Origin of the sequence: Streptomyces sp. NPDC016459 (assembly GCF_040632845.1) — a bacterium.
Lineage (GTDB): Bacteria > Actinomycetota > Actinomycetes > Streptomycetales > Streptomycetaceae > Streptomyces.
Genome location: NZ_JBEYCR010000003.1, coordinates 153,143 through 178,064, shown reverse-complemented (window position 1 = coordinate 178,064; position 24,922 = coordinate 153,143). Strand labels below are relative to the sequence as shown.

Here is a 24,922-nt window from a genome sequence, read left to right as displayed (position 1 = left end):
GCAATCCAGGTCTACACCACGCCCGTAACGTCGGTGAAGCCGTGAGCGCCGTCGGGACGGTTATGCGGTTCGTGACGCACCGCATCACCAGGCACCCCGACTCCGAAGTCACCGCCACGGCCCGGTGCCTGAATCCCGACTGCACGTGGGAAGTCGCGCCAACGGCCGACGTCAAACAGGCCGACGTCGAGTGCATGGCGCACACGGGCGCCACCGGGCACGGCATCTTCGCCCGGAAGTTCGAGGACGTAGCCGTGGTGGTGCGCACCGAATGAGGCACGCCGTGGTGGTGACTGTCAGCGCGGTGGTCTGGATCTGCACCGTTGCGCTGATAGTCGCTCAGCTCTAGATTTCCGCTCCTCCGGCCGGCCTTTACTGCGGGGACGATCCCATGCCGGGGGAGCGGAGCCAGGCCCGCGCGGTGCGTCTCGCGAGCGCCCGTGCCGGGAGCGGGCGGGGTGTGGTTGCGGATGTGAGGTCGGCGCCGCTCCCCGTCCGTGCAACGTCGAGCGGCGTCCTCGTCCCGCGCAGGGTCAGAATCGCAGGCGGACGGGTCAATTTTGACCCTGAGTCCATCGCCACGTTTCCCCAGCTCAGAGGCGGTTTTCCCTCATATTTCTCTTTTCTAGGGTCAAACTGAAGAGAAATATAAGAAACCCTATAGACCTCCTTAGGGCTTCCTGAAAAGTCCATCTGGTTTGACGGTTTGGCGCCAGTCCGACCCCGGTAGGGGAGGAGGCGGCCGACGTCGAACCAGCCCCACCCCTGACCGCCCCGGTCGTCCTCTCCCCCCGTGGAGGATGGCCGGGGCTTCCTCGTGTCCGGACGGTCTGTGACATGCTTATGGGGACAACTCGGGGGCCCCCGAGTTCCGGGGCATCACCTTCCACGAGGTGCGGGCCCGCTCGATCCTCAACCGGGTGCCGGGCGCCTCCCGGATGCCGTTCGAATGGACGGTCAACCCCTACCGGGGCTGCACGCACGCGTGTGTGTACTGCTTCGCCCGCAAGACCCACAGCCATCTGGACCTCGACACCGGACTCGGCTTCGACTCCCAGATCGTCGTCAAGATCAACGCCCCGGAGCTGCTGACCCGCCAGCTCGCCTCCGCCCGCTGGCAGGGTGCGCACGTCGCCATGGGCACCAACGTGGACTGCTACCAGCGGGCGGAAGGCCGCTACCGCCTGATGCCGGGCATCCTGACGGCCCTGCGGGACCGCGCGAACCCGTTCTCGATCCTCACCAAGGGCACGCTGATCCTGCGCGACCTGGACCTCCTGACCCAGGCGGCCCGGGTCACCGAGGTCGGCATCTCCGTCTCCGTCGGTTTCATCGACCAGGAGCTGTGGCGCACGGTCGAGCCGGGCACCCCCTCGCCGCAGCGCCGCCTCGACGTGGTCCGCACCCTGGGCGAGCACGGCATCGACTGCGGGGTCCTGATGGCTCCCGTGGTCCCCTTCCTCGGCGACCGGCCCGAGCAGCTGCGCGACACGGTCCGGGCGATAGCGGAGGCGGGGGCGAGCTCGGTCACCCCGCTCGTGCTGCATCTGCGACCGGGGGCCCGCGAGTGGTTCATGCAGTGGCTGCGGCGCCACCACCCCGGCCTGGTGGGCCGGTACGAGCGGATGTACGCGGACGGGGCCTACGCGCCGACCTGGTACCAGCGCCGGATTACCCGTCAGGTGCACGAACTCGCGGCCGAGTTCGGGATCGGACCCGCGCACCGGGGGGCGGCACGCCGGATACCCGTACCGGAGGACGCGGACACGGCGGCCGCCCCGGAACAGCTCACCCTCCTCTGACCCCCAGTCACCCTCCCGCCACCTCCTCCGATCATCCGACCGTTCACCTGACACGCCGTCGGATCTCCCTCCGTTCGGGTCAACTCTCGGCGAAACAGGTCCCAACGCGGCCCGTTCGGGACACAAACGCCCTATGACCCCACGCGCAGGAATGCTGATCGCCGCGGGAGCGCTGGTCGCCGGGACGGTCACCGTCCTGCCCGCCGCCGCCGCGGGCGCCGGTGAACCGGCCCCCCGCCCGCTCCCCCCGCTCGCCTGGACCGGCTGCGCCACGCAGGCGTACCCGAAGCTCCAGTGCGCCACCCTGAAGGTGCCCCTCAACCACGACGACCCGGCCGGCCGGACCATCACCCTCGCCCTCACCCGGGTCCCGCACACCGCGAAGACCTTCCAGGGGCCGCTGCTCGTGAACCCCGGCGGGCCCGGCGGCAGCGGCCGGACCATGGCCGGGTACGTGGCGGCGGCGCTGCCCCCGAAGGTGGCCGCCGAGTACGACGTCATCGGCTTCGACCCGCGCGGGGTCGGAAAGAGCGAGCCCGCGCTGAACTGCAGGCCCGGCCACTTCGCCCCGGTGCGCCCGGACTCGGTGCCGCGCGGCGCCGACAGCGAGCGGGCCGCGGTCGAGCGGGCGCAGGACTTCGCCGACGCCTGCGGCGAGAAGTACGCGGACGTGCTGCCGTACATCGACACCGTCAGCACCGCACGGGACCTGGACGTCATCCGGCGCGCGCTCGACGCCCCGAAGATCAACTACCTCGGCTACTCGTACGGGACGTACCTCGGCGCCGTGTACGCGCGGCTCCACCCGGACCGGGTGCGGCGCATGGCGCTCGACTCCGTCGTCAACCCGCACGGCGTCTGGTACGAGGACAACATCGCGCAGGACTACGCCTTCGACACCCGTCACAAGGACTTCATGGCCTGGGTGGCCCGGCAGGACGCCGTGTACAAGCTGGGTACCGACCCGGCGGCGGTCGAGGCGGCCTGGTACCGGATGCGCGACGCGCTGCGCGAGGCTCCGGCCGGCGGCAAGGTCGGCCCCGGCGAGCTGGAGGACACCTTCCTGCCCGGCGGGTACTACAACGGCTACTGGCCGCGCCTCGCGACCGCCTTCTCCGCCTACGTCAACGACGCGGACGCGGCGCCGCTGACGGAGGCGTACGAGCGGTACGGGGAGGCCGACGCCGCCGCCGACAACGGCTACTCGGTCTATACGAGCGTGCAGTGCCGGGACGCGGCCTGGCCCCGCGACTGGAGCGTCTGGCGCAAGGACAACTGGGACGTGCACGCCAAGGCACCCTTCTCCACCTGGAACAACGCCTGGTACAACGCCCCGTGCGCGTTCTGGCCGGTGGAGTCCCTCAGCCCGCCGGACGTGACCAACGACCAGGTGCCGCCGGTCCTGATCCTCCAGGCGACGGACGACGCAGCCACGCCGTACGAGGGCGGGGTCGCCCTGCACCGGCTGATCCGCGGCTCCAGCCTGGTCGTCGAGGAGGGCGGCGGGAACCACGGGGTGACGCTCGGCGGCAACGACTGCATGGACGAGCACCTGGCCGCCTACCTCGCCACGGGCAAGGTCCCGCGCGCCGAGGGAGACGCCGAGGTGGACGCGGTCTGCGCGACGCTCCCGGAGCCGGAACCGGCCCTGGTCGCCCCGGCCGGGACGAAGACCGGGACGAAGAAGGAGACCGGGCCCGCGGCGAAGACCGGCACGGAGATCGGGGCGGAGGCCGGGACGAAGACCGGGCAGAGGTCGGGCAGCCGGGCCGGTGCCCCGCGCGCCGAGTCGACCGGCGCCACCCTGCACGGGCTCCTCGGACACGTCCGCTGACGTAGTCCGTGCACCCGCTGACCGTGCCCGCGCCCCTGAGGGGGTGGCGGGCACTGTCAGTGGCGTGCGCGAGGATGTCCGACATGACGAGCCACCTCACCCACGTCCCCGCACCCGCCGGGGTCGCCGCCAGCCCGCAGTACAGCCATGTCGTCTGGGGGACGGGCCGTTTCGTCGCGATATCCGGCCAGTGCGCCCTGGACGCCTCGGGCGCGGTGGTCGGGGAGGGGGACGCGGTGGCGCAGGCCCGCCAGGTCTTCGCGAACCTGGACCGTTGCCTCGCCGCGGCGGGCGCCGGGTTCGAGGACGTCGTGAAGCTCACGTACTTCGTCACGGACGTCGCCCACCTGCCCGCGGTGCGGGAGGCGCGGACGTGTACTTCGCGGGGGCGCCGCTGCCGGCGAGCTCGGCGGTGCAGGTGTCGGCGCTGGTCCGGCCGGAACTGCTCCTGGAGATCGAGGCGTTCGCCCTGGTGCCGGAGAAGCGGCCGGAGCGGACGCGGGAGCGGGCACCTGAGCTCGACGCGCTCGGCGACGCCGGGGCGGGACTCCGGCTGCTCCGCTGACGCGCGCCTACCCGCCCGCCTGCCTCCTTGTCCGTCTGCCCGTCGGCTACTCGGCCGCCGGGGCGAGCCGGGTCAGGGACCGCTCGGCCGCCGCGCCGAGGCGGGGGTGCGGGAGCGCGGCCTCCAGGGCGGGGCGGGCCCGGGGGTCACCGAGGGCTCCGAGGGCCTCGACACAGGCGAGGCCGACCCGCCAGTGGGGGTCGTCGGCGGGAAGGCGCCGTTCGAGGACGGTGATCAGGGCCGGGACGGACTCGGGGGCCCGGAGTTCGGCGAGCAGCCGGACCGGCAGCAGCGCGTAGGCGACCCGGAGTTCGTTGGTGGCGAGGGCGGCGGCGGCGCGGGCGGTGCGCGGGTCGCCGAGCCGGACCAGGGCGTGGGCCGCGGTGACGCAGCGCTCGGGGTCGCGGTGGTTGAGGAGGAGCACCAGCGCCTCGAAGGCGCGGGGGTCCCCGGCGACGCCGAGGACGTAGGCGGCGATCTCGTGGGCCCAGAGCGGCTGCGCGGGTGCGGTGAGGACGCCGTGCAGTTCCTCGGGGTCGGCCGTTCGCAGAAGGTGTTCGAATGCCGTCGGGATCTCTCCGGAGTCATTCTCGATCTCTTCCCGCAATCGATCGATCATCGAGCAGAATTCCGGATCGTCCGCGTATTCCATGAATCCGAGCCTATCCGCGATCCAGATCACATTTTCCCCGACTTCGCGGGACTGGCGCGCTCGTTACCCGCCGGTTAGTCTCAGGTGAGCGGGACACCACCCGCGCTTCTCACTTCGGCCTGGTGACGCAGCCGTTGTGAGCGTTTCGTCGGTTCGGCAGTTTCGACGTGGCTCCGGGACAGAGTCCGTCGGCCCCCTTTCACCGGGCACCGCCCTTTTCTTCGGGCCTTCTCCCGCACGACTTCTCCTCGTGCAATTCAGCGGCACCTTCCGCGCGTATCGCCCTCGTACGTACTGCCCTCAGTCGTCACTCTTCCTCTCAGGAGTCCCCTGATGGACACCCCTCTCTCCACCATCGCCGTCGTCGGTCTCGGCACCATGGGCACCGGTATCGCCGATGTCCTGGCGCGCGCCGGCCGCGAGGTCATCGGCATCGACATCAGCGACACCGCCGCCGCCCAGGCCGTCGCCGCCCTGGAGGCCTCCACCGCCCGTGCGGTGGCCCGCGAGCGGATCACCGAGGAGGAGCGGCAGGACGTCCTGGCCCGCTTCCGTACCTTCTCCGACCTCCACGCGGCCGCCGACGCGGACCTGGTGATCGAGGTCGTGCCCGAGTCGTACGAGGCGAAGCAGGAGGTCTTCCGGGCCCTGGACGGCATCGTGCGGCCCGACGCCGTCCTGGCCACCGGCACCAACGCGCTCTCCGTCACCCGGCTCGCCGCCGACTCGGCGCACCCCGAGCGGGTCCTCGGCCTGCACTTCTTCACCCCGGTCCAGGCCATGAAGCTGGTCGAGGTGGTCTCCTCCGTGCTGACCGACCCGCGGGCCGTCGACGCCGTCACCCGACTGGCCCATGACCTCGGCAAGGAACCGGTTGCGGTCGGCGACCGGGCCGGTTTCATCGCGGACGGGCTGCTCTTCGGCTACCTGAACCAGGCCGCGGCGATGTACGAGGCCAAGTACGCCTCCCGCGAGGACATCGACGCGGCCATGCGGCTCGGCTGCGGTCTGCCGATGGGCCCGCTGGCGCTGCTCGACCTGATCGGCGTCGACACCGCCCGTACGGTCCTCGAGGCCATGTACGCGGACTCGCACGACCGGCTGCACGCCCCCGCCCCGATCCTCAAGCAGCTCAGCGAGGCCGGCCTGACGGGTCGCAAGTCGGGCCGCGGTTTCTACACGTACGAGGCTCCGGGCTCCGGGGAGGTGGTGCGGGACGCGCTGACCCCGCTCGGCTCCGCGGAGGCCGCCGCCGGACGTGAGGTCCGCTCGGTGGGCGTCGCCGGCTCGGGCACCATGGCCTCCGGCATCGCCGAGGTCTTCGCCAAGGCCGGGTACGGGGTCGTGCTCGCCGCCCGTTCCCAGGAGAAGGCCGACACGGCCAAGGCCCGGATCGCCAAGTCGCTGGCCCGCTCCGTCGACAAGGGCAGGATGACGGCCGAGGCCCGTGACACGACGCTGGCCCTGATCACTGCGGCGGGCACCCTGGACGCCTTCGCCGAGGTCGACCTGGCCGTCGAGGCGGTCGCCGAGGACCTGGCGATCAAGCAGGAGCTGTTCGCGCGGCTCGACAAGATCTGCAAGCCGGGCGCCGTGCTGGCCACCACGACCTCCTCGCTGCCGGTCGTGGCCTGCGCCCGCGCGACCTCGCGCCCGCAGGACGTCATCGGGATGCACTTCTTCAACCCGGCGCCCGCGATGAAGCTGGTCGAGATCGTCCGTACGGTCCTGACCGGCGACGACGTCCACGCGACGGTGCGCGAGGTCACGACGAGGATCCGCAAGCACCCGGTGGACTGCGGCGACCGGGCCGGTTTCATCGTGAACGCGCTGCTCTTCCCGTACCTGAACAACGCGATCAAGATGGTCCAGGACCACTACGCGACCCTGGACGACATCGACGCGGCGATGAAGCTGGGCGGCGGCTACCCGATGGGGCCGTTCGAGCTCCTCGACGTGGTCGGCCTGGACGTCTCGCTGGCGATCGAGCAGGTGCTGCACCGCGAGTTCCGCGACCCGGGTCTCGCCCCGGCTCCGCTCCTGGAGCACCTGGTGGCGGCGGGCTGCCTGGGCCGCAAGACGGGGCGCGGCTTCCGCGAATATGCCCGACGCTGATCCCGGAACGGCCGGATGGGGCGGTCTGCTGAGCCCACCGGGCACCGTCGGTGCCCCGGGTGGCTCCCCGCCCCCACCTGGGCACACTCTCCCTCCGATGCAGTACGTTCGGACCATGCCCAAGGCCGCGAAGACACCCCGTGCCACCTCCCTGTCCGACGCTCCGGAGAGCGCGGCCGGCACGCGTGCCGCCGCGCAGCGGCTCAAGATGCGCCGGGAACTGGCCGCCGCCGCGATGGAGCTGTTCGCGACCAAGGGGTACGAGGCCACGACGGTCGACGAGATCGCGGCCACGGCCGGGGTCGCGCGGCGGACCTTCTTCCGCCACTTCCGCTCCAAGGAAGAGGCGATCTTCCCCGACCACGACGACACGCTGGTGCGGGCGGAGGCGGTGCTGAACGCGGCGCCGCCGCACGAGCACCCGCTCGACACGGTGTGCCGGGGCATCAAGGAAGTCATGAAGATGTACGCGGGGTCCCCCGCGGTCTCCGTGGAGCGGTACCGCCTCACCCGTGAGGTGCCGACACTGCGGGAGCGGGAGATCGCCTCGGTGGCCCGCTACGAGCGCCTGTTCACCCGTTATCTCCTCGGGCACTTCGACGAGCGTGACCACCACGACGGCAACGACGACCCGCTGCTCGCGGAGGTGGCCGCGTCGGCGGTCGTCACCGCCCACAACCACGTCCTGCGCCGCTGGCTGCGGGCGGGCGGCCAGGGCGACGTGGAGTCCCAGCTGGACCACGCCTTCGCCATCGTCCGGGAGACCTTCGGCTCGGGCATAGGCGCGCGGCCCACCACCTCCGCGCAGCCGGCTCCCCCGGCCCCCGTCGCCATGGCCTCCACGGAGGGCGACGTGGTGGTCGCCGTGGCCCGTACGGACGCACCCCTGGACGAGGTCATGCGCACGATCCAGCAGGCTCTGCGCACCCGCTGACCTCCCGCCCCACCTCCACGCCGAAGGCCGCCCCCACCCGGGGCGGCCTTCGTCCGTTTTCATCCCCCGTTCGATCGATCATCGCTCACATGTGACCGGCGGATTGCATATGAGTGAAATTGTTGGCACGCAGTGCCTTGTCACGTGACACGGCGTGCCATACGTTGATGGTGTCCGGGCGGCCGGCGCGCCGAGGTCTCCTCGTGCGCCGGCTGTCCCCACAAGCGATCGTGATTGTGCGCCCGGACGCCTGCGTCACAGGCACCCCTCGCGCCCACAGGCGCCGCCACCGCTCCACCCGCCGAACCGACGGCACACCTCCACAGCAGCAACCAAGACGTAACCCTCAGCGCGTCCCCCTCGGACGCCGCACCGCCGGAGGCACCCCCGTGAAGGACATCCTGGACGCGATCCAGTCCCCGGACTCCACGTCCGCCGACTTCGCGAACATCTCGCTCCCCGAGTCGTACCGGGCGGTCACCGTCCACAAGGACGAGACGGAGATGTTCGCCGGGCTCGCCAGCCGCGACAAGGACCCGCGCAAGTCGCTGCACCTCGACGACGTGCCGCTGCCGGAGCTCGGCCCGGGTGAGGCCCTCGTCGCCGTCATGGCCAGCTCGGTGAACTACAACTCGGTCTGGACCTCGATCTTCGAGCCGGTGTCGACCTTCGGCTTCCTGGAGCGCTACGGCCGGCTCAGCGACCTCAGCAAGCGCCACGATCTGCCGTACCACATCATCGGCTCCGACCTCGCGGGCGTCGTGCTGCGCACCGGCCCCGGCGTGAACTCGTGGAAGCCCGGCGACGAGGTCGTCGCCCACTGCCTCTCGGTCGAGCTGGAGTCCTCGGACGGCCACAACGACACGATGCTCGACCCCGAGCAGCGCATCTGGGGCTTCGAGACCAACTTCGGCGGCCTGGCGGAGATCGCCCTGGTCAAGTCGAACCAGCTGATGCCGAAGCCCGACCACCTGAGCTGGGAGGAGGCGGCCTCCCCCGGCCTCGTCAACTCCACCGCGTACCGCCAGCTGGTCTCCCGCAACGGCGCCGGCATGAAGCAGGGCGACAACGTCCTGATCTGGGGCGCGAGCGGCGGTCTCGGCTCGTACGCCACCCAGTTCGCCCTGGCCGGCGGCGCCAACCCGATCTGTGTCGTCTCCTCCCCCGAGAAGGCCGACATCTGCCGCTCGATGGGCGCCGAGGCGGTCATCGACCGCAACGCCGAGGGCTACAAGTTCTGGAAGGACGAGCACACCCAGGACCCGAAGGAGTGGAAGCGCTTCGGCAAGCGCATCCGCGAGCTCACCGGCGGCGAGGACATCGACATCGTCTTCGAGCACCCCGGCCGCGAGACCTTCGGCGCGAGTGTGTACGTCACCCGCAAGGGCGGCACCATCACCACCTGCGCCTCGACCTCGGGCTACATGCACGAGTACGACAACCGCTACCTGTGGATGTCGCTCAAGCGCATCATCGGCTCGCACTTCGCCAACTACCGCGAGGCCTGGGAGGCCAACCGGCTGATCGCGAAGGGCAAGATCCACCCGACCCTGTCGAAGGTCTACTCCCTGGAGGACACCGGCCAGGCCGCCTACGACGTCCACCGCAACCTGCACCAGGGCAAGGTCGGCGTCCTCGCGCTCGCCCCGCAGGAGGGCCTCGGCGTGCGGAACCCGGAGATGCGCGAGAAGCACATCGACGCCATCAACCGCTTCCGCAACATCTGAGCCCGGGAGCATAGATGACTGAGCGCCAGAAGGACCGGCCGTGGCTCATGCGGACGTACGCCGGTCACTCGACCGCCGAGGCGTCCAACGAGCTGTACCGGCGCAACCTCGCCAAGGGTCAGACCGGCCTCTCGGTCGCGTTCGACCTGCCGACGCAGACCGGGTACGACCCCGACCACATCCTCGCCCGCGGCGAGGTCGGCCGGGTCGGAGTCCCCGTCTCGCACCTCGGTGACATGCGCCGGCTGTTCCAGGACATCCCCCTGGACCAGATGAACACCTCGATGACCATCAACGCCACGGCGATGTGGCTCCTGGCGCTCTACCAGGTGGTCGCGGAGGAGCAGGGCGCGGACGTCACCCGGCTCCAGGGCACCACCCAGAACGACATCGTGAAGGAGTACCTGTCGCGCGGGACGCACGTCTTCCCGCCCGGCCCCTCCCTCCGCCTCACGACGGACATGATCACCTACACGGTGAACAACATCCCGAAGTGGAACCCGATCAACATCTGCAGCTACCACCTGCAGGAGGCGGGAGCCACTCCGGTCCAGGAGATCTCGTACGCGATGTCCACCGCGATCGCGGTGCTCGACGCGGTACGGGACTCCGGGCAGGTCCCGGCGGACCGCTTCGGCGAGGTGGTCGCCCGCATCTCGTTCTTCGTGAACGCGGGCGTCCGCTTCATCGAGGAGATGTGCAAGATGCGCGCCTTCGGCCGCATCTGGGACAAGGTCACCCGCGAGCGGTACGGCATCGAGAACGAGAAGCAGCGCCGGTTCCGCTACGGCGTGCAGGTCAACTCGCTCGGTCTGACCGAGGCCCAGCCGGAGAACAACGTCCAGCGGATCGTCCTGGAGATGCTGGCCGTCACCCTCTCCAAGGACGCCCGCGCGCGTGCCGTGCAGCTGCCCGCCTGGAACGAGGCCCTCGGCCTGCCCCGGCCCTGGGACCAGCAGTGGTCGCTCCGCATCCAGCAGGTCCTCGCCCACGAGTCCGACCTCCTGGAGTACGAGGACATCTTCGCGGGCTCGCACGTCATCGAGGCCAAGGTCGACTCGCTCACCGAGGAGTGCCTGGCCGAGATCGAGCGGATCCAGGAGATGGGCGGCGCGATGGCCGCCGTCGAGTCCGGCTACCTCAAGTCGCAGCTGGTCTCCTCGCACGCCGAGCGGCGGGCGCGGATCGAGGCCGGCGACGAGAAGATCATCGGCGTCAACATCTTCCAGTCGACCGAGGAGAACCCCCTCACCGCCGACCTGGACACCGCCATCATGACGGTGGACCCGGCGAACGAGGCGCGGGTCGTCGCGGCCCTCCACGAGTGGCGCGACAACCGCGACGAGACCCGCGCCCAGGAATCCCTGGCGCAGCTGAAGGCGACGGCTGCCGGCGACGGCAACCTCTTCGCCGCCACCCTGGAGTGCGCGCGTGCGGGCGTCACGACCGGGGAGTGGTCCTGGGCGTTGCGGGACGTCTTCGGCGAGTTCCGCGCCCCGACGGGCGTGTCCTCCGCCCCGGTCGCGGTGACGGCCGAGGCGGGCACACCCCTGGCTCTCGTACGGGAGAAGGTGGCGCGGACCGCCGAGGAGCTCGGCTGCGGGCGGCTGCGGCTGCTCGTCGGCAAGCCGGGCCTGGACGGTCACTCCAACGGGGCCGAGCAGATCGCCGTACGCGCGCGTGACGCCGGTTTCGAGGTGGTCTACCAGGGCATCCGGCTGACCCCCGAGCAAATCGTGAACGCGGCCCTCGCCGAGGATGTGCACTGTGTCGGTCTGTCGATCCTCTCCGGCTCGCACGCCGAACTGGTCCCGGACGTCCTGGACCGCCTCCGCGAGGCGGGCGCGACCGATGTCCCGGTCATCGTCGGCGGGATCATCCCGAACGCCGACGCCGCAGAACTGAAGCGGGCGGGTGTGGCCGCCGTCTTCACACCGAAGGACTTCGGTATCACGGAGATCATCGGCCGTATCGTCGACGAGATCCGCACAGCCAACAAGCTCAGCCCCCTTGAAAGTACGGAGGTCCCCGCATGACCAGCAGCCTCTCCCCGGTGAACCGGCTCCGCCCCCGCCGCTCCTGCCTGGCGGTCCCCGGCTCCAACCCCCGCTTCCTGGAGAAGGCCCAGGGCCTCGCCGCCGACCAGGTCTTCCTGGACCTGGAGGACGCGTGCGCCCCGCTGGCCAAGCCCGAGGCCCGGCACACCATCGTGAAGTTCCTCAACGAGGGCGACTGGACCGGCAAGACCCGGGTCGTACGGGTCAACGACTGGACGACCCACTGGACGTACCGTGACGTCGTCACGGTCGTCGAGGGCGCCGGCCAGAACCTCGACTGCATCATGCTGCCGAAGGTCCAGGACGCCCAGCAGGTCGTCGCGCTCGACCTGCTGCTGACGCAGATCGAGAAGACGATGGGCTTCGAGGTCGGCAAGATCGGCATCGAGGCGCAGATCGAGAACGCCCAGGGCCTGAACAACGTCAACGCGATCGCGCAGGCCTCCCAGCGCGTCGAGACGATCATCTTCGGCCCGGCCGACTTCATGGCTTCCATCAACATGAAGTCGCTGGTCGTGGGCGAGCAGCCGCCCGGCTACCCGGCGGACGCGTACCACCACATCCTGATGAGCATCCTGATGGCCGCCCGCGCCAACAACCTCCAGGCGATCGACGGCCCCTACCTCCAGATCCGGAACCAGGAGGGCTACAAGGCGGTCGCCCGGCGTGCCGCGGCCCTCGGTTTCGACGGCAAGTGGGTGCTGCACCCGGACCAGGTCGCCGCCGCGAACGAGATCTTCTCGCCCTCGCAGGAGGACTACGACCACGCCGAGCTGATCCTCGACGCGTACGACTACTACACGTCCGAGGCCGGCGGGAAGAAGGGCTCCGCGATGCTCGGCGACGAGATGATCGACGAGGCCTCCCGCAAGATGGCCCTGGTCATCTCCGGCAAGGGCCGCGCCGCCGGCATGCAGCGCACGTCGAAGTTCGAGATCCCGGAGGCCTGAGACCCATGCAGTTCGGCCGCACCTACGAAGAGTTCGAGATCGGCGCCGTCTACAAGCACTGGCCCGGGAAGACGGTCACCGAGTACGACGACCACCTCTTCTGCCTGCTGACGATGAACCACCATCCGCTGCACATGGACGTGAACTTCGCGGAGAACACGACCGACTTCAAGCGGAACGTGGTCGTCGGCAACTACATCTACTCGCTGCTGCTCGGCATGTCCGTCCCGGACGTCTCCGGGAAGGCCATCGCCAACCTGGAGATCGAGTCGCTGCGGCACGTGGCGCCGACCTTCCACGGCGACACCCTCTACGGCGAGACCACGGTCCTCGACAAGACCCCGTCGAAGTCGAAGACCGACCGCGGCATCGTCTACGTCGAGACCAAGGGCTACAAGCAGGACGGCACCCTCGTCTGCGTCTTCCGCCGCAAGGTGATGGTCCCGACCGCCGAGTACATCGAAGCGCGCGGCGGCGAGCAGCCCGGCCGCCCGGAGCTGAAGGAACAGGGGAAGTAGCCATGGCGCGCCTCGCCCAGACCCCCGGTCTGACCGACGTCCAGCAGGAGATCCTCGCCACCGTCCGGGACTTCGTCGACAAGGAGATCATCCCGGTCGCGACGGAGCTGGAGCACCGCGACGAGTACCCGCAGCAGATCGTCGACGGGCTCAAGGAGCTCGGTGTCTTCGGTCTGATGATTCCCGAGGAGTACGGGGGTCTGGGTGAGTCGCTGCTCACCTACACGCTGTGCGTGGAGGAGATCGCCCGCGGCTGGATGTCGGTCTCCGGCATCATCAACACCCACTTCATCGTGGCGTACATGCTGAAGCAGCACGGCACCCAGGAGCAGAAGGACCACTTCCTTCCGCGGATGGCCGCCGGCGAGACGCGTGGCGCGTTCTCGATGTCGGAGCCCGCCCTCGGCTCGGACGTGTCGGCCATCACGTCCAAGGCGGTCAAGGACGGTGACGAGTACGTCCTCAACGGTCAGAAGATGTGGCTGACGAACGGCGGAACGTCCACGCTGGTCGCCGTCCTCGTCCGAAGTGACGAAGGACACCCGGAGGGCACCGCCCCCCACAAGTCGATGACGACCTTCCTCGTGGAGAAGGAGCCGGGCTTCGGAGAGGTCCGGCCCGGCCTCACCATCCCCGGGAAGATCGACAAGATGGGTTACAAGGGTGTCGACACCACCGAACTCATCATGGACGGACTACGCATTCCGGCCAATCGGGTACTCGGCGGGACCACCGGCCGAGGGTTTTACCAAATGATGGACGGTGTCGAGGTCGGGCGCGTGAATGTGGCGGCGCGTGGCTGTGGCGTCGCTCAGCGTGCCTTCGAGCTGGGCGTCTCGTACGCCCAGCAGCGTCACACCTTCGGAAAGCCGATCGCCCAGCACCAGGCGATCCAGTTCAAGCTGGCCGAAATGGCTACCAAGGTCGAGGCCGCCCATGCCATGATGGTGAACGCAGCACGCAAAAAGGACTCCGGGGAACGAAACGACCTTGAAGCAGGGATGGCGAAGTACCTCGCCTCCGAGTACTGCAAGGAGGTCGTGGAAGACGCCTTCCGCATCCACGGCGGGTACGGGTTCTCCAAGGAGTACGAGATCGAGCGCCTCTACCGCGAGGCGCCGATGCTGCTCATCGGTGAAGGTACCGCCGAGATCCAGAAAATGATCATTGGTCGCCGACTCCTCGAGGAGTACCGCATCCAGGGGTGAATGTCGGCTTTGAGTCGATTCGGCCGCGAAGAAGATCACACCCCGTGTTCGTCTTCCGGCCGTCGACTCGGTTCCTGGCTTACCCAGTTGCGCCCCGCAACCGCTAGCATCGCGGGAAAGCCGCCGTCCCCGTTGCCAGTGCGGCATCATCCGCTACGAAGGTCATCCATGCCCCACAGCCAAACCTCTGCACACCGCGACAGCCTCTCGGGCGTACGCCTCGCGCGCGGAGCATCGCCGTGGCTTCTGCCGACCGTCGCCACCGCGGCGCTCAGCCTCGTGCGCGCGCGCAAGTCGAGGCGGGCCGCGGCCATCGCCGTGCCGACAACCGCTCTCGCGGCCGGCATGCTGTGGTTCTTCCGCGACCCCGAGCGTGAGATCGCTCAGGGCCGGGTCATCTCCCCCGCCGACGGTGTGGTGCAGAGCATCATGCCGTGGAAGGACGGGCGGACCCGGGTCGCCATCTTCATGAGCCCGCTGAACGTCCACGTCAACCGGGCGCCGCTGGCCGGCACCGTGACGTCCGTGGAGCACGTTCCCGGTGGGTTCGTCCCGGCGTTCAACAAGGAGAGCGAGAACAACGAGCGCGTTGTCTGGCACTTCGACACCGAGCTCGGCGACATCGAGATGGTGCAGATCGCGGGTGCCGTCGCCCGGCGCATCGTGCCGTACATCCCGCAGGGGACGAAGGTCGAGCAGGGTGACCGCATCGGTCTGATCCGCTTCGGCTCGCGCGTCGACATCTACCTCCCCGAGGGTGTCGAGGTCGCCGTCGAGGTCGGCCAGGCCACCACGGCGGGGGTGACTCGCATTGACCGTGATTGATCCCGACACACACGCCGGCGACTGGGGCTCGGGCACCGACGCGGAGGCCGAGGACGCCGAGGAGATGCCGCTGTCGATGAGGCTGTCCATAGCGGACGCCCTCACGCTCGGTAACGCCACCTGTGGATTCATGGCGGTGTACTTCACCACCACGGGCATCCTCATCCCGCACCTCACGGGAAGCACCGAGTCCGGCATGGCGCGCAACAGCGCCGCCACCGCCGTGATCCTGATGCTGTGCGCGGCGATCTTCGACCTCTTCGACGGCATCGTGGCCCGCAAGCTGCGCTCGTCCCCGATGGGCGCCGAGCTCGACAACCTGTCGGACCTGATCAGCTTCGGTCTCGCCCCGGCCTATTTCGTACTCGTGTACGGGATGGTCGCGGACGACGCGCAGCAGAAGGTCTCGGCGGTGGCCGCGATCGTGGTGTTGCTCGCAGTGGTCCTGCGGCTGGCGAGATTCTCCTGCGTGACCATGAAGGACGGCATGTTCCAGGGCATGCCGAGCCCCTTCGGCGCGCTGACGGTGGTCTCGATCGTGCTCCTGGAGCTGCCGTTCATCCCGACGCTGCTCGCGATCATCGGTGTGGCCTGGCTGATGGTGAGCCGGGTCGAGTACCCCAAGCCGCGGGGTGTCCTCGCGGTGGCGATGCTCAGCTGGATCGTCGGCGCGATGGGCATGCTGGCGGCCTGGGCGTTCGACGCGCCGGGCGGGGCGTTCCTGCTCCAGACCGGCTGCGCGCTGCAGGTCGTGATGGGCGCCGTGATCCCCCTCTTCGCGACGGCCCGTCGGGTGAACACCTTCCGCGGCAACCGGCGTGAGAGCCGGGAGGCGCGGGCGGCCCAGCTGCCGTAACGACGATGTGGGGAAGGGCCCCGGAGCCGACGTCGCCTCCGGGGCCCTTCCGCGTACCCGGGGTCATCCGAGCCGCTTGTAGAAGAGCGTCGTGGCGCGCGGGACGCCGGTCGGGTCGGCCGCGAAGTCGGGGATCGTGCCGGCGGCCGTCCAGCCCGCTCCCCGGTAGAGGCGCTCGGCCGGGCTGCCGGTCCGGGTGTCCAGGACGAGCAGGGTGAGGCCCGTGGCGGCGGCGTGGTCCTCGGCCGTGGCGAGCAGCCGGTAGCCGAGGCCGCGGCCCCGGGCGGAGCGGTGCACCAGGAGCCGGGCGATCTCGCCGCGGTGCCGGCCGTTGGCGGCGCCCGCGCGGACGAGGGTGACGACACCGGTCAGCCGGCCGTCGGGGCCGTGGGCCGCCCAGACGTCCCGTACGCCCTCCTCCGTCTCGTCGGCCACCCCCATCCACCACGCGGCTGCCTCGGCGGTCTCCAGAGGCGCCAGGAAGCCGACGGAGGCCCCGCCGTCCACGGCGTCGACGAGGAGCGCGGCGAGACCGCCGGAGGCGTGGGCCCGTACCGCGTCGGGGGTGAGGCGCTCGACGACGTCGAGCGGCTTCTCCAGGCAGAGCAGGTCCGGGCGCTCGTCCCAGGAGGCGACGGTCTCGAAGCCGAGGCGCCGGTAGAGGGCCAGCGGCTCCTCCCGCCAGTTCCAGACGGTGAGGCGTACGGCAGGGGCCCCCGCGGCCGCCGCCCGGCGCAGGGCCTCGGTCATCAGGGCCCGCGCGATTCCCTTGCGGCGGGCCTCGGGCGCGACCCAGAGCCGCTTGATCTCGGGTGCCGGACCGTCGAACGGGGCCTTGAGGACGACGCAGCCGGCCGGGAGGTCCCCGCCGGGCGGGGTGGCGAGCAGGACCGTGTCGGCGGCGAAGGCGACGGCGGGGTCCTCCGCCTCCGTCCGGTACGCGGCCGGGAGCCCGGCGACCGTCGTCACCGGCGTGCCCTTCTCGGCCTCGTTGAGCAGGTGGTAGGCGGCCAGCAGGTCAGGGAGGCGCGGGTGGGAGCGGTTCTCCTCGATCGTCACGTGCATGGGCCGAGCTTCACATCGCGTTGTTTCCCGCGTGTGAAACCCGGCCCACGGGTCGAGCGGGTCGGTCAGGGGGTGTAGGCCTTCGCCGCGTCCGAGACGAAGGGCGGTCGGACCGTGCGCATGCCGCCGGGGACGCTCTTGTCGGGCTGGATGATGACGGACTCGCGGGCCGACGGGGCCTTCGGGTCGCCGAGGTTGTGGCTCAGTCCGAAGCCGGCGTCGTGGGACGTCATGGTGAGGAGCGCCTTGCCGACTCCGTCGCGGGTGAGGTCCTTGTTGGCGCAGGCCTTCTTCAGGGCCTCACCGAAGACGCTCGCCGCGGTCCAGCCGGCCACGATGCCGTTGTCGAGGGAGTCGCCCGGGTAGGCGGCCTTGTAGTCGGTGACCAGCTTCTTCGCGGTCGGGGTGTCCGCGCCGATGGGGAGGCTCGGGGAGGCGAACCAGTACATCTTCTCCAGGGCGGGTCCCGCCTGGGTGCCGAGGAGCTGCGGGGCGAAGGCCGAGTTGTTGCCGACGACCGGGACCCGCAGGCCGGTGGCGGCGGCGACGCCGACGAGGGAGGCGGCCTGGCGCGGGCCCGCGCTGATGACGATGGCCTTGACCCCGGCCTGCTTCAACGCGGCGACCTGCGCCGACATGTCGTTGTCGGTGGGCTTGATCTTCTGCTCGACGACGGTGAGGCCCGCCTTCCCGGCCGCGTACTTCGAGCCCTTGAGGGCGTTCTCGCCGTAGTCGCCCTCGAAGTAGACGTGCCCGAGCTTGTCGCCCGACTTGAGTCCCTTCTCCTTCGTCAGGAAGTCGACGGCGTTGATGGTCTCGACGTCGTACGTCGAGCCCAGGACGCGGATGTACGGAGAGCCGAGCAGCGAGGCCGACCAGGCCTGCGGGAGGACGAGGCCCTTGTCCTGGCCGTCGACCCGGGACTTGACGGCGGCGACGAACGGGGAGCCGATGAACTGGGGGTAGCCGACGACCTTCGGCTCCAGCTCGGTGTAGGCGGCGAGCGCCTTCTGCGGGTCGTAGCCGTGGTCGCGGACCGTGAGCTCCAGCTGCCGGCCGCAGATCCCGCCGGCGGCGTTGATCTGCTTCACGTACAGCTGCTGGGCCTGGGTGACGCTCTTGCCGAGGGTGGCGTACACGCCGGTCATGTCGGTGAGCGCACCGAGCGAGATCGTCTTGTCGGTGACGCCCTCGCCGGTCTTCACCCCGCCCGCGTCGGTCTGCTTGGCGTCGTCGGTCTTGGCCTTCGAGCTGCAGCCGGCGGCGGTGAGGGCGACCAGTGCGGCGAGCGCGGCGGCCAGGCCCCGCACGGCCTGTCGTCGGTGGGTCATCGTGCCTCCCCTGAGGGTTCGGTGGAAGAGGTGTCGGGTGGAGTGGGGTGTGTGGGGTTCGTGGGGTTCATGGGGTGGCTGGGTTTCCTGGCCCTGCCGGGCCTCCGGGCCGCGAGCCGGGCCAGACCTCCGGGCAGGAACAGCACCACCGCGACGACGGCGGCGCCGTAGAGGTAGCGGGAGGCCTCCCCCGGGGCGATGCCGCCCGTCCCGGGGGCGGAGACGAGCGGGAGGGCGTCGCTGTACCGGTTGAGGAGCTGCGGCAGGAGGGAGACGAAGACGCCTCCGGCCACCGCGCCGGCGACCGAGCCGAGACCGCCGATGACGATCATGGCCAGGTACTCGAGCGAGAGCGCCATGCCGAAGTACTCCGGCACCGTGCGCTGGAAGACCAGGGCGAGCAGGACGCCCGCAAGGCCCGCGTACATGGAGGACAGGACGAAGACGGAGGACCGGTAGCGGGCCACCGGGATGCCCATCACACCGGCCGCGATCCGGTGGTCCCGGATGGCGTTCATCGCGCGGCCCGGCCGGCCCCGCAGCACACCGCGGGCGAAGACCACCCCGGCGAGGAGCAGGACGAGACCGAGGTACCAGAGCTTCTCCACCGCCCCGAACGGCACCTGGGCGACGAGGAGTTCGCTGTCGTCGAAGGTGAGCCCGAAGAGGGAGAGCGGCGGGACCGCGCGGCCGTTGTAGCCGCCGGTGAGGTCATGCGCGTTGAACAGGACGTGCTGTCCGATGAAGATCAGCGCGAGGGTGGCGATGCCGAGGTACGCGCCCCGCAGCCGGCCCGCGATGGGGCTGAACACGCCGCCCGCCACACCCGAGAGGGCGACCGCGAGGACGGCGGCGAGCCAGCCGGGCAGTCCGAGCCCGGCGAGTCCGTCGGTGCCGTCCCCGGCGAAGGCGCAGTATCCGTAGGCGCCGACGGCGAGGAAGAAGGCGTGGCCCATGGAGAGCTGTCCGGTGGCGCCGGTCAGCAGGTTGATGCCGATCGCGCCGAGGGCGGCGGCCATCGCGAACAGGCCCGCCTGGAGCCAGAAGCGGTCCAGGTAGAACGGGAGGACGGCGAGGACGAGGCCGGCGGCGGCCCACCCGTACACCGCGGTGGTACGGACCCGGAGGCCGCTCCGGGCGAGGGTCTCAGACACGGGCCAGCTCCTTCGTACCGAAGAGTCCGGCCGGGCGGATCAGGAGCACCGCGACCATGACGAGATAGGGGGCCAGGTCGCCGATCCCCCGGCCGAGGAACGCCAGGTCGCTCTGGTAACCAGTGGCGAGGGACTCGGTGACGCCGACGAGGAGACCGCCGACGAGAGCGCCCGTGGTGGAGTCGAGGCCGCCGAGGATGGCGGCGGGGAAGGCCTTGAGCGCGGCGAACGACGTGGCCCGCTCCAGGCCCGGTGTCGGGAAGACGGTGAGGAAGAGCGCGGCGACGGCGGCCAGACCTCCGGCGACGGCCCAGGCGCCGAGCGACACCCGGCCGAGCCGGATGCCCATGAGGGCGGCGGTCTCCTGGTTCTCGGCGGCGGCCCGCATCGCGACGCCCCACGAGGTGTACCGGAAGGCGAGCAGGAACGCGGTGATGAGGAGGGCCGCGGCGAGCAGGGCGGCGATCCGGGTCTCGGCGATCGTGACCGGACCGACGGTGACGACGGCGTCGCCCCAGGGGTCGCCGAGGGACAGGATGTCGGTGCCGATCCTGCGGGTCAGCTCGGTGGCGAGCAGGATGTCGACGCCGATGGTGACGATGGCGAGGACGCTGTGGTCGCCACCCCGGTGCCGGCGCATGACGAAGAACTCGACGGCCGCTCCGACCACCGCCGCGCCCGCTATGCCCGCGAGCAGGGCGGGCCAGAAGCCGATCTCCTCATGGAGCACGGCGGTGACGTAGCCGCCGGCCAGGAGGAGGGAGGCGTGGGCGAAGTTGACGACCTCGGTGGCGCGGAAGATGACCACGAAGCCGAGGGCGATGAGGGCGTAGATCGAGCCCAGGGAGATGCCGTTGATCAGGAACTCGGCGAAGGTGCTCACGCGGCGGACTCCTCTCCGAGGTAGGCGCGGACGACCGCCGGGTCGTTCTGGACGGCGGCGGGTGCCCCGTCCGCGATGCGGCGGCCGAAGTCGAGGACGGTGACGGAGTCGGCGAGCCGCATCACCAGACCCATGTCGTGCTCGACGAGGAGGACCGAGATGCCGAGGCTGTCGCGGACGCCCGCGATGACCGAGGCGGTACGGACCCGCTCGTCGGCGGTCATGCCGGCGACGGGCTCGTCGAGCAGGAGCAGCTTCGGCTCCATGCAGAGGGCACGGGCGAGTTCGGCGAGCTTCTGCTGCCCGTACGGGAGGGAGCCCGCGGGCTGGGCGAGCTGCTTCTCCAGACCGACGAAGGCGGCGATCTCCCGGACCCTGGCCCGGTGGCGCGCCTCCTCCCGGGCGGCGGAGGGGAGCCGGAGCCCCGCGGCGACGAAGCCGGTGCGGGTCAGGCGGTGGCGGCCGAGCATCAGGCTGTCCTCGACGGTGGCGCGGGGCGGCAGGGCCAGGTTCTGGAAGATCCGGCCGACGCCGAGGTCCGCGATGCGGTGCGGGGGCAGCTCGGTCAGCTCGTGCGCGCCGAGGCGGACGGAGCCCTCGGTGGCCCGGTAGACGCCGGAGAGCACGTTGAAGCAGGTGGACTTTCCGGCGCCGTTCGGCCCGATGAGGGCGTGCACGGTGCCGGGCCTGACGGTGAACCCGACGCCGTCGAGGGCGGTCAGCCCGGCGAAGCGGACGGTGAGGCCCTCGACGACGAGGGCGGGGACGCCCGGAGCGGCCTCGGGAGGCGCTGGTGCGTCGGTCATCTGGTTTCCTCCCAGCGGGACAGGACCGGGTGCGTGGCGCGGGCGCGGGCCGCGTCGGCCGCCGCGTCCTCGTCGACCACGCCCAGATAGCGGCGGCGGACCTCGTCGGAGGCGGCGAGTTCGGCGGCGGGACCGGACAGGGTGACCTCACCGACCTCCAGGACGTACGCGCGGGAGGCGAGCCGCAGCGCGAGCGCCGCGTTCTGCTCGACGAGGAGCACCGCAGTGCCCTGGGCGTTGATCTCGCGGATCGCGTCCGCGATGCGGGCGGCCATCAGCGGGGCGAGGCCGAGGGACGGCTCGTCCAGGAGGAGCAGGTCGGGCCCGGCCATCAGGGCGCGGCCGACGGCCAGCATCTGCTGCTCGCCGCCGGAGAGCAGCCCGGCCTGCTGGCGGGCGCGCTCGGCGAGGACGGGGAACAGCTCGTGGACCCGGCGCAGGGCGGCGGCCTTCGCCGCCCGGTCGCCGCGCCCGCCGAGTGCGCCGGCCTTCAGGTTGTCCTCGACGGTCATCCGGGCGAAGACCTGACGGCCCTCGGGCACCTGGGAGACGCCGGCCGCGACGACCCGGTCCGGCGGCAGGCCGTCGAGCGGCCTGCCCTCGCGGCTCACCGTGCCGGAGACCACGGCGCCGCCGTGGAACCGCAGGGTGCGCGAGACCGCCCGCAGCAGCGTGGACTTGCCGGCTCCGTTGCCTCCCAGGACGGTGACGACCTCGCCCGCCGGCACGGTCAGCGACACCCGCCGCAACGCACGTACCGGTCCGTATCCCGCCGTCAGGTCCGTCACCTCGAGAGCGGGTGCGGTACCTCCCATGGTTCCTCTTTCCCCGGCCGCCTTTGTTACTCGGCCGTTCAGTGGCGCTCACCCCAACACCGCGCCCGGCCGCGCGTCCACGTTCCGCGGCCGAAACGCTGCCGGTGACCAGCAGGGACGGCGGGCCACTGTGCATGCGCACAACAGTGCGCGTCAGGGGTGTGCGGAGGGGCCCGGGCGGTGGATCCTCCCGGCATGGGACGGCGCAGACGGCGGACCGGTGACGACTGGAAGGTGCTCGCTCAGGCGTGCACGGCGCTTCTGGAGCGGGTGCCGGAGCTGGTGGACGAGCATCTGAGGGAACTTCACGCCTACGAGCCCGCCTACGGGCGGATCATTCCGTACGACCAGCACTGGCAGGAGGCCCAGGAGGCGATGCGGATCGGGATCGAGATGATCTCGGCGCCGCGGAACTCGCCCCGGCGGGACCTGGAGCACGCGGAGGAGATGGGCCGTCGGCGGGCCGCGCAGGGCATGCCGCTGGAACTGGTCGTGCACGCCTACCGGCACGCCGGGCACCTGGTGTGGGACGCGCTGATCGAGGGGGCGGGAACGGACACCGCGCAGCTGGCCGCGCTCATGCAGTCGGCGACCACGGTGTGGTCGGCGGTAGACGCGCAGGCGGACACGGCGTCGGAGGCGTACCGGTCGCGGGAGCTGGAGCTGCGGCGCCGGACGGACGAGCAGCTCCAGGCGCTCCTGGACGCGCTGCTCCAGGGCCAGCGGTCGCCCGAGCTGGTGGCGCGCGCGGCGGCGGGGCTCGACCTGCCGGAGCAGGGGCGGTACGCGGTGGTGGTGCTGCGCTACGACCGGCGGGAGGAGCGGGAGCCGTTCCACCGGCAGGTGCAGGGCGAGGGCGTGCGGTTCCTGTGGCGGATGGGCGCGGACTGCGAGCTAGGGGTGGTGGCGCTGGCCGGGGACACCGGTCTGGACGCGCTGTCGGAGCTTCTCGACGGGCGGTGCCCGGGGCCGGGGGGGATCAGTCCGGTGGTGGTGGGCCTCACCGAGCTGGGCCGGGCGCGGCGGCTCGCGGAACTGGCGCTGCGGACCTGCCCGCCGGGCAGCCGGCAGATCGTGCGGCTCGACCGGCGGATGGCGGGCGCGCTGGTGGTGGGCCAGCCGGAGATGGCGAGCCTGCTGGTCACGGACGTCCTCGGCGGGCTGCTCGAACTGGACCCGGCGGACCGGGCGGTGCTCCTCGAGACACTGGACGCGTGGCTGGACTGCGAGGGGTCGGCGGGACGGGCGGCGGGACGGCTGTACTGCCACCGGAACACGGTCTTCAACCGCTTGCGGCGGCTGGAACAACTGACGTCACGGTCGCTGTCGCGGCCGCGGGACCTGACGGAGATGACGCTGGCGCTGGACGCGTTCCGCTTGACGGCGTCGGGGTGAGGGGGGCCCGTTGCGCCCCTCGTGTGGGCAATTGTCCCGCTGGGCGTGCGGGTCCCCCGGACGGAGTCTGAGGGACCCCCACGCCCAGCGGAACAATCGCCCACAACGGGGGTGGGGGTTCCGCATCTCTGGGGCGTCGGCAGGGACGCCCGGTGTGGCCCTACGTCAGGAAGTCGCGGGCGATCGACGCGGCCACGTCTTCCAGAAGCGGCCCCGCGTTCGCCATGGACGTGGCCGGGTCCGGTTCCAGCGCCGTGAGCGGGTACGCACGGCGGATGCCCGCCTTGCCCAGGGCCTCGGGGGGCAGGGCCAGGCGGCCGCAGACCGCGACGACCTCCTTGCCGGCGGCGCGGGCCGCCGCGGCGACCCCCGCAGGGGCCTTGCCGTGGAGGGTCTGCTCGTCGAGGGAGCCCTCGCCGGTGATGACGAGGGTGGCGCGCTCCAGGGCGGGGGCGAAGCCGAGGACCTCCAGCATCAGCTCGATGCCGGGGCGGAAGCTCGCGCCGAGGATGAGCGCGCCGTAGCCGATGCCGCCCGCGCCGCCCGCGCCGGGGGCGAGGGCCGCCTCGGCGGCCCTGGGGCCGACGGCCTTCTCCAGGACGGTGGCGAAGTGGGCGAGGGCCGCGTCCAGGGTGCGGACGTCGTCCGGGGTGGCGCCCTTCTGCGGTCCGTAGACGGCGGGGGCGCCCTTGGGCCCGGTGAGCGGGTTGTCGACGTCGCTCGCGAGGACCAGGTCGACCGAGGCGAAGCGGGCGTCGAGCCCGGTGAGGTCGGCCGTGGCCAGGTCGGCGAGGGCCGCGCCGCCGGGGCCCACGGAGGCGCCTGACGCGTCGAGGAAGCGGGCGCCGAGCGCGGCGAGCATGCCGGCGCCGCCGTCGGTGGTGGCGCTGCCGCCGACGCCGAAGACGATGGTGGTCGCGCCGGCGTCGAGGGCGGCGCGGAGCAGCTCCCCGGAGCCGTAGGTGGTCGCGGTGAGGGGGGCGAACACGCCGGACGGGAGGAGCTGGAGGCCGGAGGCCTCGGCCATCTCGACGACCGCGGTGGTGTCGCGCAGGGCGAAGGCAGCGGTGACCGGCTCGCCGAGCGGCCCCGTCACCTGGACCTCGTGGCGCTCGAATCCGGCCGCGACGGCTGCCGCGACGGTGCCGTCGCCGCCGTCCGCGACGGGCAGCGTCTCCACCTTGAGCTCCGGGACGACCCGTCGCAGTCCTGCCGTGACCCGCTCCGCGACCTGTACGGCCGTGAGCGAACCCTTGAACTTGTCAGCCGCCACGAGTACGTGAGCGACCTGAGTTGCTGCCCCGTCCGTCACCTTGCATCCCTTGCTTTCGAACGTGCAGTCGCGCCGAGGCCGACCCTATCCGGACCGCCCGACAGGAGGCCACCCCCGGATAAAGGGATATGTCGCACGATGCCGGTCCCCCGAGCCC

The 24,922-nt window shown here is 71.1% G+C and carries 20 protein-coding genes and 3 pseudogenes; 14 read left to right on the top strand and 9 right to left on the bottom strand.

All coding sequences use genetic code 11. The features are described 5' to 3' along the window. Nucleotides 1-41 precede the first annotated feature (41 nt). The 4 genes and pseudogenes from ABZ567_RS10980 (at nt 42) to ABZ567_RS10965 (ending at nt 4,201) form a co-directional block, all read left to right on the top strand. Nucleotides 42-275 carry a hypothetical protein gene (locus tag ABZ567_RS10980; RefSeq protein ID WP_360786844.1) on the top strand — a complete coding sequence of 78 codons (234 nt, stop codon included), beginning with the start codon at nt 42-44 and terminating at the stop codon, nt 273-275. Nucleotides 276-863: 588 nt separating this feature from the next. Next, nucleotides 864-1,802, top strand: a pseudogene (locus ABZ567_RS10975) (Rv2578c family radical SAM protein); the annotation flags it as partial. 133 nt (nt 1,803-1,935) lie between these two features. Beyond that, entirely contained in the window at nt 1,936-3,636 is a 1,701-nt protein-coding gene (locus ABZ567_RS10970; RefSeq protein WP_360786841.1) for an alpha/beta hydrolase, read from the top strand. Nucleotides 3,637-3,719: 83 nt separating this feature from the next. Further along, a pseudogene (locus ABZ567_RS10965) lies at nt 3,720-4,201 on the top strand (RidA family protein). Nucleotides 4,202-4,247: 46 nt separating this feature from the next. Here ABZ567_RS10965 and ABZ567_RS10960 read toward each other — a convergent pair. Next, nucleotides 4,248-4,853, bottom strand: a complete 606-nt coding sequence (locus ABZ567_RS10960) for a HEAT repeat domain-containing protein (RefSeq protein ID WP_360786838.1) — start codon at nt 4,851-4,853, stop codon at nt 4,248-4,250. A gap of 333 nt (nt 4,854-5,186) precedes the next feature. Between ABZ567_RS10960 and ABZ567_RS10955 the strand changes: the two genes are divergently transcribed. The 9 genes from ABZ567_RS10955 (at nt 5,187) to pssA (ending at nt 16,043) form a co-directional block, all read left to right on the top strand. After that, on the top strand, nt 5,187-6,968 hold the full coding sequence (locus ABZ567_RS10955) for a 3-hydroxybutyryl-CoA dehydrogenase (RefSeq protein WP_360786835.1): 1,782 nt from the start codon (nt 5,187-5,189) through the stop codon (nt 6,966-6,968). Nucleotides 6,969-7,083: 115 nt separating this feature from the next. Continuing rightward, nucleotides 7,084-7,902: a TetR family transcriptional regulator gene (locus ABZ567_RS10950; RefSeq protein ID WP_360786833.1), complete on the top strand. Its 819-nt coding sequence runs from the start codon at nt 7,084-7,086 to the stop codon at nt 7,900-7,902. A 389-nt stretch (nt 7,903-8,291) separates the two neighbouring features. Beyond that, nucleotides 8,292-9,629 carry a crotonyl-CoA carboxylase/reductase gene (gene ccrA / locus ABZ567_RS10945; protein ID WP_360786830.1) on the top strand — a complete coding sequence of 446 codons (1,338 nt, stop codon included), beginning with the start codon at nt 8,292-8,294 and terminating at the stop codon, nt 9,627-9,629. A 14-nt stretch (nt 9,630-9,643) separates the two neighbouring features. Next, entirely contained in the window at nt 9,644-11,665 is a 2,022-nt protein-coding gene (locus tag ABZ567_RS10940; protein ID WP_360786827.1) for a protein meaA, read from the top strand. Further along, a complete protein-coding gene (locus ABZ567_RS10935; RefSeq protein ID WP_360786825.1) occupies nt 11,662-12,636 on the top strand; it encodes a CoA ester lyase in 975 nt (324 codons plus the stop codon). Before ABZ567_RS10940 ends, ABZ567_RS10935 begins: the two co-directional genes overlap by 4 nt. A gap of 5 nt (nt 12,637-12,641) precedes the next feature. Next, the gene (locus ABZ567_RS10930) at nt 12,642-13,154 is read left to right on the top strand and encodes a MaoC family dehydratase (protein WP_360786822.1); all 513 of its coding nucleotides are present in this window, start codon (nt 12,642-12,644) and stop codon (nt 13,152-13,154) included. A 2-nt stretch (nt 13,155-13,156) separates the two neighbouring features. Further along, nucleotides 13,157-14,362: an acyl-CoA dehydrogenase family protein gene (locus ABZ567_RS10925; protein WP_360786819.1), complete on the top strand. Its 1,206-nt coding sequence runs from the start codon at nt 13,157-13,159 to the stop codon at nt 14,360-14,362. 168 nt (nt 14,363-14,530) lie between these two features. Beyond that, entirely contained in the window at nt 14,531-15,187 is a 657-nt protein-coding gene (locus tag ABZ567_RS10920; protein ID WP_351906250.1) for a phosphatidylserine decarboxylase, read from the top strand. Beyond that, nucleotides 15,180-16,043, top strand: coding sequence for a CDP-diacylglycerol--serine O-phosphatidyltransferase (gene pssA, locus ABZ567_RS10915; RefSeq protein ID WP_360787606.1), 864 nt, complete (start codon nt 15,180-15,182; stop codon nt 16,041-16,043). Before ABZ567_RS10920 ends, pssA begins: the two co-directional genes overlap by 8 nt. A gap of 63 nt (nt 16,044-16,106) precedes the next feature. Here the strand turns inward: pssA and ABZ567_RS10910 are convergent, their stop codons facing one another. From ABZ567_RS10910 to ABZ567_RS10880, 7 genes and pseudogenes are all read right to left on the bottom strand, one after another. Further along, nucleotides 16,107-16,643, bottom strand: a complete 537-nt coding sequence (locus ABZ567_RS10910; RefSeq protein WP_360787603.1) for a GNAT family N-acetyltransferase — start codon at nt 16,641-16,643, stop codon at nt 16,107-16,109. Between the two features lie 42 nt (nt 16,644-16,685). Then, nucleotides 16,686-17,108 (bottom strand): annotated as a pseudogene (locus tag ABZ567_RS10905) (GNAT family N-acetyltransferase); the annotation flags it as partial. Between the two features lie 65 nt (nt 17,109-17,173). Then, nucleotides 17,174-18,439, bottom strand: a complete 1,266-nt coding sequence (locus tag ABZ567_RS10900; protein ID WP_360786817.1) for an ABC transporter substrate-binding protein — start codon at nt 18,437-18,439, stop codon at nt 17,174-17,176. Next, nucleotides 18,436-19,545 (bottom strand): branched-chain amino acid ABC transporter permease, encoded by a 1,110-nt coding sequence (locus ABZ567_RS10895; protein WP_360787600.1) that lies wholly within the window; start codon nt 19,543-19,545, stop codon nt 18,436-18,438. The genes ABZ567_RS10900 and ABZ567_RS10895 overlap by 4 nt, the downstream gene beginning before the upstream one ends. Before the next feature lie 40 nt (nt 19,546-19,585). Beyond that, nucleotides 19,586-20,476, bottom strand: a complete 891-nt coding sequence (locus ABZ567_RS10890; protein WP_360786815.1) for a branched-chain amino acid ABC transporter permease — start codon at nt 20,474-20,476, stop codon at nt 19,586-19,588. Beyond that, on the bottom strand, nt 20,473-21,282 hold the full coding sequence (locus tag ABZ567_RS10885; protein ID WP_360786812.1) for an ABC transporter ATP-binding protein: 810 nt from the start codon (nt 21,280-21,282) through the stop codon (nt 20,473-20,475). Before ABZ567_RS10885 ends, ABZ567_RS10890 begins: the two co-directional genes overlap by 4 nt. Continuing rightward, a complete protein-coding gene (locus tag ABZ567_RS10880) occupies nt 21,279-22,097 on the bottom strand; it encodes an ABC transporter ATP-binding protein (RefSeq protein ID WP_360786809.1) in 819 nt (272 codons plus the stop codon). Before ABZ567_RS10880 ends, ABZ567_RS10885 begins: the two co-directional genes overlap by 4 nt. Nucleotides 22,098-22,292: 195 nt before the next feature. Here ABZ567_RS10880 and ABZ567_RS10875 point away from each other — a divergent pair, with 195 nt between their 5' ends. Beyond that, the gene (locus tag ABZ567_RS10875) at nt 22,293-23,492 is read left to right on the top strand and encodes a helix-turn-helix domain-containing protein (protein WP_360786806.1); all 1,200 of its coding nucleotides are present in this window, start codon (nt 22,293-22,295) and stop codon (nt 23,490-23,492) included. Between the two features lie 160 nt (nt 23,493-23,652). Here ABZ567_RS10875 and ABZ567_RS10870 read toward each other — a convergent pair whose 3' ends face one another. Further along, nucleotides 23,653-24,804 carry a glycerate kinase gene (locus ABZ567_RS10870; protein WP_360786803.1) on the bottom strand — a complete coding sequence of 384 codons (1,152 nt, stop codon included), beginning with the start codon at nt 24,802-24,804 and terminating at the stop codon, nt 23,653-23,655. Nucleotides 24,805-24,922: the final 118 nt, after the last annotated feature.

Bases quoted from the DNA above. Each gene is read 5' to 3' on its own strand.
- ABZ567_RS10935 (WP_360786825.1), top strand. From the start codon at position 11,662: ATGACCAGCAGCCTCTCCCCGGTGAACCGGCTCCGCCCCCGCCGCTCC.
- ABZ567_RS10880 (WP_360786809.1), bottom strand. From the start codon at position 22,097: ATGGGAGGTACCGCACCCGCTCTCGAGGTGACGGACCTGACGGCGGGA.
- ABZ567_RS10960 (WP_360786838.1), bottom strand. From the start codon at position 4,853: ATGGAATACGCGGACGATCCGGAATTCTGCTCGATGATCGATCGATTG.
- ABZ567_RS10900 (WP_360786817.1), bottom strand. From the start codon at position 18,439: ATGACCCACCGACGACAGGCCGTGCGGGGCCTGGCCGCCGCGCTCGCC.
- ABZ567_RS10875 (WP_360786806.1), top strand. From the start codon at position 22,293: ATGGGACGGCGCAGACGGCGGACCGGTGACGACTGGAAGGTGCTCGCT.
- ABZ567_RS10925 (WP_360786819.1), top strand. From the start codon at position 13,157: ATGGCGCGCCTCGCCCAGACCCCCGGTCTGACCGACGTCCAGCAGGAG.
- ABZ567_RS10885 (WP_360786812.1), bottom strand. From the start codon at position 21,282: ATGACCGACGCACCAGCGCCTCCCGAGGCCGCTCCGGGCGTCCCCGCC.
- ABZ567_RS10920 (WP_351906250.1), top strand. From the start codon at position 14,531: ATGCCCCACAGCCAAACCTCTGCACACCGCGACAGCCTCTCGGGCGTA.
- ABZ567_RS10940 (WP_360786827.1), top strand. From the start codon at position 9,644: ATGACTGAGCGCCAGAAGGACCGGCCGTGGCTCATGCGGACGTACGCC.
- ABZ567_RS10955 (WP_360786835.1), top strand. From the start codon at position 5,187: ATGGACACCCCTCTCTCCACCATCGCCGTCGTCGGTCTCGGCACCATG.
- ABZ567_RS10970 (WP_360786841.1), top strand. From the start codon at position 1,936: ATGACCCCACGCGCAGGAATGCTGATCGCCGCGGGAGCGCTGGTCGCC.
- ABZ567_RS10930 (WP_360786822.1), top strand. From the start codon at position 12,642: ATGCAGTTCGGCCGCACCTACGAAGAGTTCGAGATCGGCGCCGTCTAC.
- ABZ567_RS10950 (WP_360786833.1), top strand. From the start codon at position 7,084: ATGCCCAAGGCCGCGAAGACACCCCGTGCCACCTCCCTGTCCGACGCT.